The sequence below is a fragment of the Pseudomonas sp. Q1-7 genome, from assembly GCF_028010285.1.
In the GTDB taxonomy this organism is placed as follows: domain Bacteria; phylum Pseudomonadota; class Gammaproteobacteria; order Pseudomonadales; family Pseudomonadaceae; genus Metapseudomonas.
Genome location: NZ_CP116304.1, coordinates 151,555 through 166,404, shown reverse-complemented (window position 1 = coordinate 166,404; position 14,850 = coordinate 151,555). Strand labels below are relative to the sequence as shown.

Below are 14,850 nucleotides of genomic sequence, written 5' to 3'. Positions count from 1 at the left end.
GGTCTTACGGATATATACGTGCTTTAAGGTCCTTGTAATGCTCCCGGTTGTTATTTTGCTAGGGTGCACTAGCGGTGGCGTTAAGGATGATAGTGGACAGGATGTTCGTGATGTTTACGGGACATTCTCTCGTGGCGAAGTACGTATGCGGTGTGGTATCGGTTGCGCCTTTTCTTGGGGAGCCAATAGGCGTGATGTAGAGGGCTTATACCAAAATCAACTTTGGCGTGATTTGGCAGTAAAAGTTTCAACCATAAATATTGAATTAGACATTTCGTATTTCTATCTGGGACGTGCAGCAGAGGGCGTCGGGCTTAATGATGCAGCCGTTACTTATTATCGGCTTTCCAAGGCGACTACGCAGAAATGCTCGGGCGATATGTGCCAAGGAATTAGTGTCCCGGAAGAAGTGGCTTCTGGCCTAAAAAGGGTTGCCCCTGAGCTTTCTGTGGGGGAGGGAGCTGCTGTGGATAATAAGCCTGTTCAGGTTGCGCAAACTTCAGAGATTGCTGCCATTAAGAAAGTACCTGAGCAGGTTGTTGCTGTATCATCTATTGATGCTTCGGCTATAACGGTAAAATACGATGAGTTCACAAAGAGCACTACTTATAATGGGAAGATTATTCAAGAAAAAAGCTTGAGGGGTGAGCCGTATAATGTTGTATTGAGCGGTCTTGTGGCTTCCAAAAGCTCTACTGGCACAGGCTACTCTTTGGTAACGCTGAGCTCCTATGAGGGTAAAAAATACCGGCACTATCGTTCGGCAACTGATATTTCTGGTGAAAGCCTGCCCATTACAAGTGTTGATCGTAATGTTGAGTGCAGAAGCTCTACTTGTTTCCTTCGTGAATCAATGGCGATAGTTTTTTCACGAGAAGCTCTTGAGGCGCGCACGAGCTCAGGAATTCGAATCAGGCTTGAAGGACTGCGCGGTAGTCAGATTGTAGAACTTTCTGCTCAATATGTGGCTTCTTTCTTAGCTGCTGTTCCCAGATGACTTCGGATATCTAGTTTCTTTTAAGGTCGCAGTATGCGGCCTTTTTAATGACTTGGAGTGTGGGTTGTGATTCAGCACATTGGCAAGGTTGCCGAATATCTAGTGCTCGCAGAGTTGATTAAAAAAGATGTTGAGGCGTACTCGGCTATTTCGTTTCATCAGGAGCACTATGATATTACTGTAATAAGATCGGATAAAACTATATCCAGGATTCAGGTTAAGGCTACTGAGTTGCAGAATAAAAGCACCAATAATCCAGTTTCAAACTTGAATAAAGTTTTTGATTATCTAGTGCTTGTTGTATTTGATGGATTGATCTCGTCATATTATGTAATGACGAAGGCGGAGGTTGAGGCCGAATTTGCATCCGGCAAGCCGGGCACAATGTATACATCAAAAATGGCGGGTGGGAAGTACGTCGTCAAGGATGCCATTGCGCAATATGAAAATCTGTGGTTGAAGATTACTGGATAGATTGCGCGCGGCTGGATAGCTGCCGGGGCTTCATGCTCTAAGCAGTTTAGGAGTTTTGTAAAAATTAGATTCTACATCTTTTGTTTCTGGCTCCTTGGGAGATAAGTAATTTTGGTTGCTACATATGTGGCTTGCTGGGTAATTGAAGCAAGAGCATAGGTGTTCGAGGTGGGTTTTTTGATGGCTAGGAAGGTGTACTTTCTGAGCCATCAAAGGCAGCGCATCCCGGCAACGGAAAATATGGCTCTCCGAGCGGCTCAGATATGTTGATTTAATCTGAGCCATGCCTTATATTTTGAGCCATGATTATGAGCCAATAAGGGCGCTGCAAACATGACGACTCTCGCTTACGTCCGCGTCAGTACGGAAGATCAAAGCACAGAGGCTCAGCGTCACTCGATTTCACAGCTGCACAATGTCGAGCACTGGTTCGCTGATGAAGCCACCAGCGGCGCTATCAAGGCGCTACAGCGCCCCGGCTTTGCGGAGCTGTTCAAATTCGCAAGGAAAGGCGACACGCTCATCGTCTCGGCCATCGACCGTCTTGGCCGAGACACCATCGACGTGCTCGAAACGGTGGAAGCGCTCAAAACCAAAGGTGTCGCCGTCGTTTCGATGCGAGAGGGCTTTGACCTGTCCAACCCGATAGGAAAAGCCATGCTGGCGATGCTGGCAGCCGTAGCGGAATTGGAACGCTCCAACATCAAAGCTCGGCAGATGGCCGGCATCGAGCGTGCCAGAGCGCAAGGGAAGAAGTTGGGGGCCCCCAAGCGAATCGACGATCAAGCTGTCGCAAGTTGGCGCGCGGCGAAGCAAGCAACGATCCAAGAGACTGCCGCTGAATTCGGCATTTCAATCGCAGCCGTCAAACGAGCCTGCGCCAGCAAGCCCGCAATCGAGGAGTAATGATCATGACTGGTAAGCAGGCAACCCCGGATCAAGGGGCTCAAGCTGTCATTCTCCGAGAGGCTGGCTATACGTTGTCGGCAATTTCCGAACGTCTCGGGATTAGCCTCAGCACGGTCCAGCGCTTGCTGAAGAAGAACAACGCGGTTGCTGGCGCCACAACACGGGCACTGATTGAGAAAGCTCGGGAGGAAATGCTGACTTCAGCCTTCTCGCTGGAAAACGTTCAGCAGACTGCCGCCGCGCTGGTGTTGGATGATTTAGCTCTTAGTCAGAAGATTAGGCAGAAGCTGTTCAGCGCACTCGAACTGCTCGATCCAGACAGCCCCATTGTCTTCAGGTCGCTTGCTGCCTCGGCCACCGTGCTCAAGCTAACTCAGGATGTAGGGCGGCGTACTCTCCCCCTCGACAAGCTTGAGCAAGCGCAAGCAGTTGAAGAACTGCCGGAGCTCCAGATTCACATCATGTCGGGAATGGACGTGGAAGAGATGCGAGCTCAGCAGCGACTTGAAGAAGCTGAGCTGAATGGCGACGAAGAGGCCGCCAGCGAAGAGTTAGAAACCCTGCAATGGATTGCAGCCAGGAAGGCCCTTCACTCAGAGAGCAACGACATCGTAGTGATCGAAGGCTGACCTCAGCTTGACCATGCGATGACTACTCAAGGTGTCAACTCCTTAGAACCAGGCAAATGAAGTCAACCCACTGGCAGCAACCAGGGCGAGACATTTTTGAAAACGGTCCCCACTGGACCGGCATAGGCTCCAATCATGACCATCGAAGACCGTAACGCCATCTCAGATCCTGCCCCTGCCACGCACAATATTGAAAGCGTGGAGGTGGTTGAGAAAGTCGAGACTGGGCAAAAAGCCGTAAAAAAACCGTCTTCGAAAGGGCCTTCAAGCGTAGTAGCGGCGGCACATGCGAAGCAATTCGCCATGTCGAAGAGAAGTATATTAAGGAACAGCTCTTCTCTCTCATATCCAGGTATCCAAAGAGCCAATACCCTTCTTGATCAACCTGTTTCAGGGGAGCTCATCCTGAAACCCTGGAAGGAAACCAGAGACGAGTTCATCAAGCTGGCTGCGGCATCTGTCCCTCTCTACTGGATGGCAAAACGCCGGGGCTGGGAGCTCAAAAACTTCACTCTGATTCTCAATGAAAAACTCAGCAGACGCCTTGATGAAAGAGATGCTTCAGCGTCGGAGTACCTCCGAGACGAGATGACCCGGCGAGTTCGGGCTGCCCTTGGGGATGGGACAGAGTTTCTCTACGGCATCGAGAAAGCCCCGGTCGCTCTGTCAGATGAATCCAGTCGCCGCCGCTGGCACCTTCACGGCCTGATCATCGGTCCCGTAGGTTTTTCCGCTCGTGGGAAAGATATGCCACTCCGGCGCGCTCTACAGGCTCTCAAGGGCGAGGCTGATGCTGACTTGGCGTTCCAGACACCCGGAGAGAAGCTTGATCTCGAATTGAGATCATCTGCGATCCGGTGGAGCTTTTACGCCGTGAAAAACGGCCTGACGCTGGCGCTAAATCCGGCACTGGCAGAGGTGTACGACACACCACCCGGTAAGCAGACTCACATCAGTGCTCAGCTCCGGCGCGAAGCACAGCGGTGGCATGACGGGGCATTGGCTGGTTTGACTGCACGAGAGCTGATTGGCAGTAGAAACAGTGGCCTTTACGGCCCCCAGCCAGATGAGGGTAATTTATAGGGCTAGAAAGGCCCGTAGCTCCTCGCTACGAATGACGCCCGGAAATCCCAGCCCTCCCTATTGCTCACCCGGGAAACGCCCTAGGCGGCCCTCAGAGACGCCAATACGATTGTGAGCAATAGACCAGACTGCCGAACTACGAGCAGTCGCCAGTCTTGATGTAGTTGACCAGCTTGCGAGTATATTTCTCGTGAATAAGGCCAAACTGGGTATCCCGGACAACCACCTCTGTTCCAGCTTTGGCCTGCTTGGCATAGACGGCATTCATCATAACGGGTGTACCGCCAGCCAAGGACGCAACGTCGGCGCCGTAGTAGATGCGAAACTCCCCACGGTCTTGGTAAAACGCATTGCGATAGACCTTGCTGCATGCGGGGTCATCGGTAGTCGGGGCGGTCAGTCGATAGTAAAGGTCACTCGGGGATTCGCTGACGACAAACTGCGCCGCGATTGGGCTTTTGTCAGCATCAGTCGGCGCAATTACGCAGCCACTCAAGGCGCCAACCCCAAGGATTATTGCTCCGAACGCTTGTTGAAATTTCATAAGGCCTCCAGCCTCTTGATCGAGATGCTCGGCCGGATACTGGCAAAACGACATCCGCACCGCAATCTCAGCAATCAGTTCGGAACTGCGGTGGTCCTCATCGAGCAGTTTTGAGGCGCCTTAAACCAGGGATTGTCCGAGTCACAGAACTCCATTGGCGTCATCGAGACGCCGTTCACCGACCACGACGCAGAGGGGGCACGTTCCCTCACATCCTGGGGTTCAACCAGTCCCGAACAGATTTTGTCAGAACTCAATGCAGCCCCCTTTCCCCCGAGACTGGTACGGCTATAAACATCGGCGTCATACAGCCGGACGACCTCCACCACCACACACATGCTGTCCTTTCTCTGGCCGGCATTGGTGAATTCGCACCTGATTTCCCCGTTCATTTTCGCGCTGCAATCCTCCTTAACCTCGGCCTGAGCGACCGATGCCAGCAGCATCGAGGAAACAGCGAGCGCAGCGATTTTGTACATCATCACTTCTCTTGTTCAGTTGACTTTTCGGGCACCCAGCCCAGGAAGTGCTAACTCTAGTATGTCGAATCTTAGTATGCAACGAACGACATTGGCCGGATGCCTATCCAGCCCGATCAATGCCAACTCGTAGCCATCTTTGCAGCCAATGTGAGGCGCAGACGCCTTGAGCTTGGTCTCTCCCAAGAAGAGTTAGCTGAGCGTGCAGGGGTGCATCGGACCTATGTCGGGATGCTGGAGCGGGGCGAGAAGAACGTGACGATCTACAACATCGAAAGGCTCGCTAGTGCATTGGAGCTTGAGGCCTACGCGCTACTGCAGAAGCAGTAGTCCATGGCACGTTTTGATCTAAAGGTTATGAGAGCCAACGCTTGCCGCAGATTGTGTGCAGAAGGGTTGCCAGTTATTGTGAGTGCAACATCAACCCGTCCCATCATGGTGTGACACTCGCTCCAACAGCTAGCGTTGAAAGCCCCAGAAATGGTCACTTCCGTGTCATGAGTTCGAATCCCGCCGGATGCGCCAGATATGACAAAGGCCTCAGGAGCAATCCTGGGGCCTTTGTTTTTGCGCCTTCCCTTCCTCTCAGCCATCCTCGCCCATAAGGGTCTTCAGCCGTTGCCGCAGCCAGCTTTCCGCGGGGTCGTTGTCCAGCAGGCTGAGCCAGACCATGTCCAGATCCAGGACCGGCGTCTCGAAAGGCAGCGGCTCATGGCGCAACTGGCCATTAGCGACCATGGCTTCGGCCGCGTAGTCCGGCAGGCTGACCAGCAGATCGGTGTCGGCCAGCAGCGCCGGCAGCACGCTGAACTGGGGCACGGACAGCACCACGCGACGCTTGCGCCCCACGGCCTGCAGCCATTCATCCGCCATGCCGTGGATGCTGGCGGTGTGGGACACCTGGACATGGGGCCGCGCACAGTAGGCATCGAGGCTCAGGGGTTCCTTGCCCGCATCCGCCCGCAGCACCTTCGGGTGCACGCGGCGCAGGCGCTTGCGCTTGGCGTTCGCCGGTAGGTCACGGGTCTGGGTGATGCCGACGGTGATGTCGCCGTTGGCCAGCAGTTCGGGAATCCGCCAGTAATCGGCGTGCTGGACCACGATGACGATGTTCGGCGCTTCGTTGCGCAATGCGCGCAGCACCGGCGGCAGCAGGGCGAACTCGACATCGTCGGACAGACCGATGCGAAAGGTCATGCTGCTGGTGGCCGGGTCGAACTCGTGGGTCAGGCTGAGGGCGACGGACAGGGCATCCAGTGCCGGTGACAGGTGCTGGTAGATCTGCTCGGCCCGCGCGGTCGGCTCCATGCGATTGCCGATGCGCACGAACAGCGGGTCGTTGAACAGCCCCCGCAGGCGATTAAGCGCGGCGCTGATGGTGGGCTGGCCGAGGAAGAGCTTCTCCGCGGCGCGGGTGACGTTGCGCTCCTGCATCAGCGTTTCGAACACCACCATCAGGTTGATGTCGGCCTTGCGCAGTTCATTGCGATTCATGCCATGCCCCTCCGCCGTTTAGGACCGGTTCGCCGGAAGCGGCACGGCAACCGCGGATGCGGGCCAGTGCTCGTCGAATCCGCAACCGAGCGCCGGGAGCCCGGGACCACTGGTGAATGTTGGGACCGTGCCACTTGGGTGCCTGTCCGAATGTAGCTGTTGCGCGGGTTGCCTGTTGCTCAACCTCGCGCTGCGGCGCTGGCCGTCTCGCGTACACAGGAAAGGATGGAGGCGAACTGGCCGCGTAAGCCATTGCCACGGGAGTCGATGCTTGCAAGAAATTCGAGCCGAACAGGTAGATAGCGTGCTAATCGATAGCTTAGCACTTAGCACCCATCCTCATTGACTCCGTCCACCAGCAGGTCAGCGGGCGGATGGCAACAAGCCTCCGAACAGTCCGCCGCGCTGAGCCACCCCTGATCCCCGGAGAGCGCCCATAAAAAAGCCGCCTTGAAACAAGGCGGCGAGAATTCATTACCAAAGGATCATGAAGTGGAGTGGGTTTGGACAATTCACGGGGAGGATCGTGAAGTGCTCGCACCGAAACTTCATGGGGGTACATTTTACTGATGCAGATCGACAGCAGTAATCAATATGCCAGATAACAGTTATCGCCATATTTTTCTGGTCATGGTTCCTTCTGACGTGTCGCTGAGCAGCATGAGCAGCCGCCATGAATGATGCTTCGCCCCATGCCGGAAGGGCTCGCAATTGGCACGGATTGACACCTCGCAGAATTGCCGATTGATCCTGATTTGAACTTTTGATAGGGCAGCGAATTTCTTGCCGGAGAATATATGAAGTTACGGGAAACTCCGACGCCAGGAACAGCAGCGAATATCGGTCAAGACTTCCAGCAATCAAAATCATGGATATCCAGAATCGATATTCATATTTACCTCCATTGCGCGACTCCATGATAACTGTTGCCACGCGATGCACTTCCACTCCGCATAAAAAACAAACAACTCAAGGCAACTCCATATCCCGGACAGGCCAGGCCTCGCGCCGGATATGCCTCTGATTCCTGCCAAATCCAATACCAATAAGCCGTTCACCAGGAGCATTCCCATGCAACTCAACTCCCTGAGCGCCTTGGCGCTGGCGGTATCCGCCGCCTTCAGCCTGCCCGCACTGGCCAGCGAGCAGTCCGAGTCCAAGGGCTTTGTAGAAGATGCCAACGCCACCCTGCTGCTGCGCAACGCCTACTTCAACCGTGATTACAAGGACCGCACCAACGACGCCAAGACCTGGGGCCAGGGCTTCATCGGCACCTTCGAGTCGGGCTTTACCCAAGGCACCATCGGCTTCGGCGTCGACGCCTACGGCCTGCTCGGCGTGAAGCTGGACAGTGGCCGTGGCCGCAACTACAGCGCCTTCTTCGACACCGACAGCGATGGCCACCCGGTGGACGACCTCTCCGAAGCCGGCGGCGCGGTGAAGCTGCGTTTCTCCAACACCGTGCTCAAGTACGGCAACCAGTTCCCCTCCCTGCCGGTCCTGGCCTATGACGACAGCCGCCTGCTGCCGCAAGCCTTCACCGGCACCCTGCTCACCAGCAAGGAAATCGAGGGCCTGGAGCTGAACGTCGGCCGCTTCACCGGCGACAGCCCCATGGGCGACCCGGCGCGCGACCCCAACCGCCTGAAGAGCATCGACGTGATCGGCGGCAGCTACGCGGTCAGCGACGACTTCAGCGTGAGCCTCTACCACTCCGACGTCGAAGACCAGTTCAAGAAGTACTACGCCAACCTGAACTACAACATCCCCTTCAGCGACACCCAGGCGCTGAACTTCGACTTCAACATCTACCGCACCAAGTACGACGACGGCGCCACCTCGGCGCTGGCCTTCGGCGGTGACGGCCAGGGCGACCGCAACACCCTCTGGAGCCTGGCGGCCAAGTACAGCGTCGGCGCCCACGCCTTCATCCTCGCCCACCAGCGCAACAGCGGCGATGCCGGCTACGCCTACGACTTCGGCGACGGCGGCAGCACCATTTACGTGGCCAACTCCTACTACTCGGACTTCAACCTGGAAGACGAGCAGTCCTGGCAGGTCAGCTACGAGCTGGACTTCGCCGAGTACGGCGTACCGGGCCTGAGCTACAAGTTCGCCTACGTGCGCGGCACCGATATCGTCGCCGGTGGCGAAACCGACGGCACCGAACGCGAACTGTTCAACCAGTTCAAGTACGTGGTGCAGGACGGTCCGGCCAAGGACCTGTCGTTCAAGCTGCGCAATTCCATCTACCGCGCCGACAACGACGTGGGCCCGGACCTCAACGAAGTCCGCGCCTTCATCGAGTACCCCCTGAGCATCCTCTGATGCCCTGCATCGCGCCGGTTCGCCGGCGCGCTGCGCTCCGCGCCCGGCACCCGGGCGTGGACACATCCGCAAGAACAATCGCCTGCCGCATTCCACGCCCCTTCGCCACACCGGGCTCTGCATTCAACCGCTCTTTGGGGAACCGCCGCTGCACGGCAAGAACTTCTGCGGCGCCACCTGGGAACAGGCCATCGGCGAACTGAGCGCCGCGACCGGGCAGCTCTCACTTCAAATTGGGCCTTCATCCTCCATACGGATTTCCCCCACCTCACGCAGTGCTGCTGGAGGATACCTGCTGGACGCGGCGCGCAAAGCGGCCGGACGCTGAGGCTCAGGCCATGGCCCGCTGAGGTCGTGGCTCTTCTGATGACTCCTGGTGCGAGGCTTCGTCGCACTCCCGTCCATGGAGCTCCTCGGCATCCGCCCGCTCGGCACTGGACAGGTCGCTCGCGCGAAAGCCGGTGATGCGCAGCAGGGCCAGGGTGCAGGCCAGGGAGACAACGGCGTAGCTGGCCGAGGCAATGGCCACGCCCTTGATGCTGCCGGTGGAGTTGAGTATCCACTGCGCCAGCACCGGCGTGGCGCCGCCCACCAGCAGGGAGCAGAGCTGGTAGGCCAGGGACAGCCCCGAGTAGCGCACTCGGGTGGGGAAGGCCCGCGCCAGGATGCCGCCGATGGCGCCGTAGAACATGGCGTGGGGAATGGTGGCCAGACACATGCCGACGGCGGCGATCCAGTACACCTGGGTTTCCACGGCGAAGAACATCGCCGGCATCAGGATGAATTCAGGCAGCACCATCAGCGCGACGGCTTTGCGCATGTCGATGCGCGAAGTGAGCAGGGCACCCAGCGGCTGGGTGATGAACTGAACGATAAGCGCAATGACGATGATGCTGAGGAAAGTGCCCTGGCTGTAGCCCAGGGTCTTGGTGGCCCAGGACAGGGCGAAGGTGCTCTTGAAGTAGGTGACGTGGATCACCGGCAGGGTGCCCGCGCCCAGCAGCACGATCAGCCAGTGCCTGCGCAGCACCTCCAGGATCGGTAGCTTCGCGGTCTTTTTCTGCTTGAGCAGGCGCTGCATGTCGGCGGACTCCTCCAGGGTCAGGCGGATGACCATGCCGACGATCACCAGGGCCGCCGAGAGCAGGAAGGGCACGCGCCAGCCCCAGAGGATGAACGCCGAGGCGGGCAGGCTGCTGAGGCCGAAGAAGACCAGGGTCGCCAACAGGTTGCCGGTGGGGGAGCCCTGCTGGGCGAAGGCGGCGTAGAGGATGCCCTTGCCCTTGGGCGCGCTCTCGCTGGCGATGAGGACCGCGCCGCCCCACTCGCCGCCCACCGCGATGCCCTGCAGCACGCGCAGCAGCACCAGCGCGATGGGCGCCAGGAGACCGATCTCCGCGTAGGTCGGCAACAGGCCGATGCAGGTGGTGGCCACGCCCATCATGATCAGGGTGATCACCAGGGTGGTCTTGCGCCCGATGCGGTCGCCCAGGTGGCCGAATATCACGCCGCCCAGGGGGCGCGCGATGAAGCCGGACCAGAGGGTGACGAAGGACAGCAGCGTGGCGACGCCCGGGTCCATGTCGGCGGGGAAGAAGACCTTGCCGAACACCAGGGCGGCGGCCAGGCCGTAGATGTAGAAGTCGTACCACTCGATGGTGGTGCCGATGAAGGAGGCGATGCCGGCCTTGCGGGCCTTGCGGTGCTGTTCCCGTTCGCTGACGGATTCGATGGAATGCATGGACCCTACCTCATTGTTCTTGTTGTCGGGCGCAACGCTTCCCCTGGCCCCACGCAACAGGCGGGGACACGGTAAACCACAGCGCGGCGCGGCTTGGGACTCGAGTCGAGCGGGAGTCTAGGAGCGAGGTGGGGAAATCAATAGTCGTTTGTTTTTATGGCTTGATAACCGATTCGGTATGGTTGGCACCGGCACGCAGGCAGGCCTTGAGAATGTCGAGGAACTGCAGCGCCGCTTCCGGCGGGTTTTCCTCGGCGAGGATGGCGTGGATCTCCGACGGCGCGCCGGGCTGCTCGATCTCGACACAGTGCACGTCCCGCCCCCAGGCGCGGCCGAGGGTCTGCGGCAGCAGGGCAACGCCCATGCCCTGGGCCACCATGGCGGCGATGGTCTGCCAGAGGCGCGCCTCGTGGCGGATCTGCGGGCTGAAGCCGGCGGCCACGCAGCGGGCGATGATCAGGTCGTGGTAGTGAGGCGAGGCGTGGCGCGGGAAGAGGATGAAGGGGTCGTCCCGAAGTTCCGCCAGGTCGACCCGCTGACGCTGGGCCAGGCGGTGGCCCGGCGGCAGGCAGCAGACGAAGGGGTCGGCGAGCAGCGGCTGCGACCCGATCCCCGGCGGCAGGGTGCCCCGATGCGCGAAGCCGATGTCGATCTGCCCCCGCTGCAGCGCCTGGGCCTGCTCGGCGCTGTTCATCTCCTGCAGCACCACCTCCATGCCGGGAAAGCGTGCCTCGAAATCCGCCACGACCTGGGGCAGGCCGCGATAGAGCATCGAGCTGACGAAGCCGACCCGCAGGCGCCCGAGGGCGCCCTGGGCGGAGCGCAGGGTCAGGCGCCGGGCCTGCTCCGCCTGCAGCAGCAGGTTGCGCGCCTCCTCCAGCAGCACCTGTCCGGCAGCGGTCAGCTTCACGGATTTGTTGTTGCGCAGCAGAAGCTGGATGCCCAATTGCTCCTCCAGCTTCTTGATATCGAACGACAGGGCGGGCTGAGAGATGAACAGGCGCGCCGCGGCCCGCCCGAAGTGCAGCTCTTCAGCGACCGCCACGAAGTAGCGCAGTTGTTTGAGGTCCATGCTCCAGCGCCCTCCCTACGATCTGTTTTTCTTATCGTAGGAGCTTTTAATTGTATTGGATACTTATCGAACGGCTTCCTAGGCTCGGCGCACTACAAGAAGGAGTGCCGCCATGAACGCCCTGACCGAACGCCCCCATGCCGATGACTTGAACATTCCCGACAGCAGCGGGATGAACCTGTTCGACTGCGACCCCACACTGCCCCGCCTGCTGGCCACTTACCTGCCCGCCGATGTCCTCGCCCCCTGGCTGCCGGAGCTGCAGCAGTTGGGTGCCCGCGCGGGCGGCGAGCTGGACCGCCTGGCCCTGTCGGCGGACAAGCATCCCCCGGTACTGGCTGCGCGAACCCGGCGTGGCGAAGACCTGCAACGGGTGATCAAGCACCCGGATTTCGTCGCCCTGGAACGGGTGGCCTTTTCCGAGCTGGGCCTGGCCGCCATGAGTCACTGCGCCGACGGCCCGCCGCCACTGATCAAGTACGCCCTGACCTACCTCTTCGTACAGGCCGAATTCGGCCTCTGCTGCCCGGTGAGCATGACCGACTCCCTCACCCGCACCCTGCGCAAGTACGGCGCGCCGGAGCTGGTGGAGCGTTACCTGCCGTTCCTGGCTTCCCGCGACTTCGACACCCTCTACCAGGGCGCCATGTTCATGACCGAGCAGGCCGCCGGTTCCGACGTGGCGCGTACCCGCACCCGCGCGCGGCTGGAAGATGGCGAGTGGAAGCTCTACGGCGAAAAGTGGTTCTGCTCCAACCCGGATGCCGACCTCGCCATGGTCCTGGCCCGCCCCGACGGTGCGCCGGACGGCATGGCCGGGGTGAGCCTGTTCCTGCTGCCCAGGCACCGTCCGGACGGTTCCCGCAACGCCTATCGCATCGTCCGCCTGAAGGACAAATTGGGCACCCGCTCGATGGCCAGCGGCGAGATCAGCCTGGAAGGCGCCAGCGCCTGCCTGATTGGCGAGATCGGCCGTGGCTTTCAGCAGATGGCCGACATGGTGAACATGTCGCGCCTGTCCAATGGCGTGCGCGCCGCCGGGCTGATGCGCCGCGCGGTCAACGAAGCCCTTTACGTGGCGCGTAATCGCCTGGCGTTCGGCAAGCATCTGACCGACATGCCGCTGATGCAGCGCCAGCTCCTGAAGATGATGTTGCCGGCCGAGCAGGCCCGTTCCATGTTCATGCAGATCGCCACCCTGTTGCCTCGGGCTGACAGCGGCGATGTCGAAGCGCAGAAGTGTGTGCGCATCCTCACGCCGCTAATCAAGTTCCGCGCCTGCCGTGACGCTCGCCGGGTCACCGGCGACGCCATGGAGGTGCGCGGCGGCGTCGGGTATATCGAGGAGTGGAGCGATGCGCGCCTGGTGCGCGACGCCCACCTCGGCTCGATCTGGGAGGGCACCAGCAACATCGTCGCGCTGGATATCGCCCGTGCGGTCACCCGCGAGGATGCCCTGGCCCCCTTGCAGCGCCACCTGCAGCACGTGCTCGCCGATGCGGAGCTGCCCGCCCCGGTGACCGCACACCTGCGCAGCCTGCTGGACCGCGTGGCCACGGCCCTGAGCGAGGTGGCGGCCGAGCACCGCCACGAGCAGGTGCGTCAGGCCGGCAGCGCGCTCTACCACATCGCCACGGCGATCTTCATGGCCTGGGAAGCCTGCCGCCTGGCACCGGATTACCGCCGCCTGGCCCTGGCGCTGCTGGTGGTGCGCCACAAGTTGCTGCCGAAGGACCCGCTGGACCTGCCCGCCGTCGACGCCGCCGCCCCGCTGCTGCCCACGCTGGTATCCGAGGCGCCGGTAAGCCTGGGCGATGCCCTGCAGTTGCTGGCGCAGTGAAGCCCTTCCCATGACGAGAACGACCATGAACGACCAACCTGGCGCCCTGCGCGGCATCCGCGTCATCGACCTCAGCCGCGTCCTGGGCGGTCCCTACTGCTCCCAGGCGCTGGCCGACCACGGCGCGGATGTGATCAAGCTGGAACCGCTCGCGGGTGACGAGACCCGTGGCTGGGGCCCACCTTTCGAAGGCGATACGGCGTCCTACTTCAAGGGCGTGAACCGCAACAAGAAGGGCATCGCCGTCGATCTCTCGAAGGCCGAGGGCATCGACCTGCTGCTGCGGTTGCTGGACGGTGCCGACGTCCTGCTGGAGAACTTCAAACCCGGTACCCTGGCGCGCTGGGGCATCGGTTATGAGGACGTTCTCCGCGAGCGCTTCCCGCGGCTGATCCACTGCGCGGTATCCGGCTTCGGCGCCGACGGCCCGCTCGGCGGACTGCCGGGGTACGACGCGGCGATCCAGGCCATGGCCGGCCTGATGAGCGTCAACGGCGAAGCCCAGGGTGACGCCTTGCGCATCGGCCTGCCGATCGTCGACATGGTCACCGGGCTGAACGCGGTGGTCGGCATTCTCCTGGCGCTGAACGAGCGCCAGTCGAGCGGGCGCGGCCAATCGCTGGACATCGCCCTGTACGATTGCGGCATCTCCCTGCTGCACCCGCACCTGCCCAACCACTTCGCCTCCGGCCGCACCCCGCAGCGCACGGGCAACGCCCATCCCAACATCGCGCCCTACGACAGTTACCGCACCGGTACCGAACCGATCTTCCTCGCCGTCGGCAACGACCGGCAGTTCGCCCGGCTGTGCCAACACCTGGGCGCCGAGAGCCTGCTGGAGGACCCGCGCTTTCGCGACAACGGCACGCGCTCGGTCAACCGCCAGGCCCTCAAGCAGGCCCTGGAAAGCCACCTGGCGACACAGGACGGTCGCGACCTGGCCGAGCGACTGATCCGCCTCGGCGTGCCCTGCGGCGCCATCGCCACGGTGGATCAGGTGGTCGAGCACCCGCACACCCGGCATCGCGGCCTGGTGGTGGAACTGGGCGACTACCGGGGCATCGCCTCGCCGGTGAAGCTGTCGCGCACGCCCGCCCGCTACCGCAGCCCGCCGCCGAGGCTGGGCGAAAGCACCCGTGAGGTACTGGCGGAACTGGGCCTGTCGCCCGTGGCGATCGACGCCCTGCTGCAACGCGGCATTGTCCACGGCTGAATCCGTGCGGCCGCGCCCTGGCCGCCCCTTTCCAACCTGCGTGACTG

General features: G+C 60.4%; 14 protein-coding genes. 9 read left to right on the top strand and 5 right to left on the bottom strand.

Going from position 1 to position 14,850, the window contains the following annotated elements:
• The first annotated feature begins 37 nt into the window (after positions 1-37).
• From PJW05_RS00760 to PJW05_RS00740, 5 genes are all read left to right on the top strand, one after another.
• On the top strand, positions 38-997 hold the full coding sequence (locus PJW05_RS00760; protein WP_271410043.1) for a hypothetical protein: 960 nt from the start codon (positions 38-40) through the stop codon (positions 995-997).
• Positions 998-1,063: 66 nt separating this feature from the next.
• Positions 1,064-1,471, top strand: coding sequence for a hypothetical protein (locus tag PJW05_RS00755; RefSeq protein WP_271410042.1), 408 nt, complete (start codon positions 1,064-1,066; stop codon positions 1,469-1,471).
• Between the two features lie 333 nt (positions 1,472-1,804).
• The gene (locus PJW05_RS00750; RefSeq protein WP_271410041.1) at positions 1,805-2,377 is read left to right on the top strand and encodes a recombinase family protein; all 573 of its coding nucleotides are present in this window, start codon (positions 1,805-1,807) and stop codon (positions 2,375-2,377) included.
• A gap of 5 nt (positions 2,378-2,382) precedes the next feature.
• Entirely contained in the window at positions 2,383-3,009 is a 627-nt protein-coding gene (locus PJW05_RS00745) for a helix-turn-helix domain-containing protein (protein WP_271410040.1), read from the top strand.
• A 135-nt stretch (positions 3,010-3,144) separates the two neighbouring features.
• Positions 3,145-4,092: a hypothetical protein gene (locus PJW05_RS00740; RefSeq protein WP_271410039.1), complete on the top strand. Its 948-nt coding sequence runs from the start codon at positions 3,145-3,147 to the stop codon at positions 4,090-4,092.
• A 136-nt stretch (positions 4,093-4,228) separates the two neighbouring features.
• Here the strand turns inward: PJW05_RS00740 and PJW05_RS00735 are convergent, their stop codons facing one another.
• On the bottom strand, positions 4,229-4,636 hold the full coding sequence (locus PJW05_RS00735; protein ID WP_271410038.1) for a hypothetical protein: 408 nt from the start codon (positions 4,634-4,636) through the stop codon (positions 4,229-4,231).
• Between the two features lie 74 nt (positions 4,637-4,710).
• The gene (locus PJW05_RS00730) at positions 4,711-5,118 is read right to left on the bottom strand and encodes a hypothetical protein (protein WP_271410037.1); all 408 of its coding nucleotides are present in this window, start codon (positions 5,116-5,118) and stop codon (positions 4,711-4,713) included.
• A gap of 96 nt (positions 5,119-5,214) precedes the next feature.
• Between PJW05_RS00730 and PJW05_RS00725 the strand changes: the two genes are divergently transcribed.
• Positions 5,215-5,445 (top strand): helix-turn-helix domain-containing protein, encoded by a 231-nt coding sequence (locus PJW05_RS00725; RefSeq protein ID WP_271410036.1) that lies wholly within the window; start codon positions 5,215-5,217, stop codon positions 5,443-5,445.
• 255 nt (positions 5,446-5,700) lie between these two features.
• On the opposite strand, the gene PJW05_RS00720 is transcribed toward PJW05_RS00725, so the two are convergent.
• Complete coding sequence (locus PJW05_RS00720; RefSeq protein WP_271410035.1) at positions 5,701-6,609, bottom strand: LysR family transcriptional regulator; 909 nt, start codon at positions 6,607-6,609, stop codon at positions 5,701-5,703.
• Positions 6,610-7,680: 1,071 nt separating this feature from the next.
• Between PJW05_RS00720 and PJW05_RS00715 the strand changes: the two genes are divergently transcribed.
• Positions 7,681-8,937 (top strand): OprD family porin, encoded by a 1,257-nt coding sequence (locus tag PJW05_RS00715; RefSeq protein WP_271410034.1) that lies wholly within the window; start codon positions 7,681-7,683, stop codon positions 8,935-8,937.
• 331 nt (positions 8,938-9,268) lie between these two features.
• Here PJW05_RS00715 and PJW05_RS00710 read toward each other — a convergent pair whose 3' ends face one another.
• Entirely contained in the window at positions 9,269-10,678 is a 1,410-nt protein-coding gene (locus tag PJW05_RS00710; protein ID WP_333908715.1) for an MFS transporter, read from the bottom strand.
• 154 nt (positions 10,679-10,832) lie between these two features.
• The gene (locus PJW05_RS00705) at positions 10,833-11,750 is read right to left on the bottom strand and encodes a LysR substrate-binding domain-containing protein (RefSeq protein ID WP_271410033.1); all 918 of its coding nucleotides are present in this window, start codon (positions 11,748-11,750) and stop codon (positions 10,833-10,835) included.
• Between the two features lie 112 nt (positions 11,751-11,862).
• Between PJW05_RS00705 and PJW05_RS00700 the strand changes: the two genes are divergently transcribed.
• Both PJW05_RS00700 and PJW05_RS00695 read left to right on the top strand, forming a co-directional pair.
• Positions 11,863-13,590: an acyl-CoA dehydrogenase family protein gene (locus PJW05_RS00700; RefSeq protein ID WP_271410032.1), complete on the top strand. Its 1,728-nt coding sequence runs from the start codon at positions 11,863-11,865 to the stop codon at positions 13,588-13,590.
• A 25-nt stretch (positions 13,591-13,615) separates the two neighbouring features.
• The gene (locus PJW05_RS00695; RefSeq protein WP_271410031.1) at positions 13,616-14,803 is read left to right on the top strand and encodes a CaiB/BaiF CoA transferase family protein; all 1,188 of its coding nucleotides are present in this window, start codon (positions 13,616-13,618) and stop codon (positions 14,801-14,803) included.
• Positions 14,804-14,850: the final 47 nt, after the last annotated feature.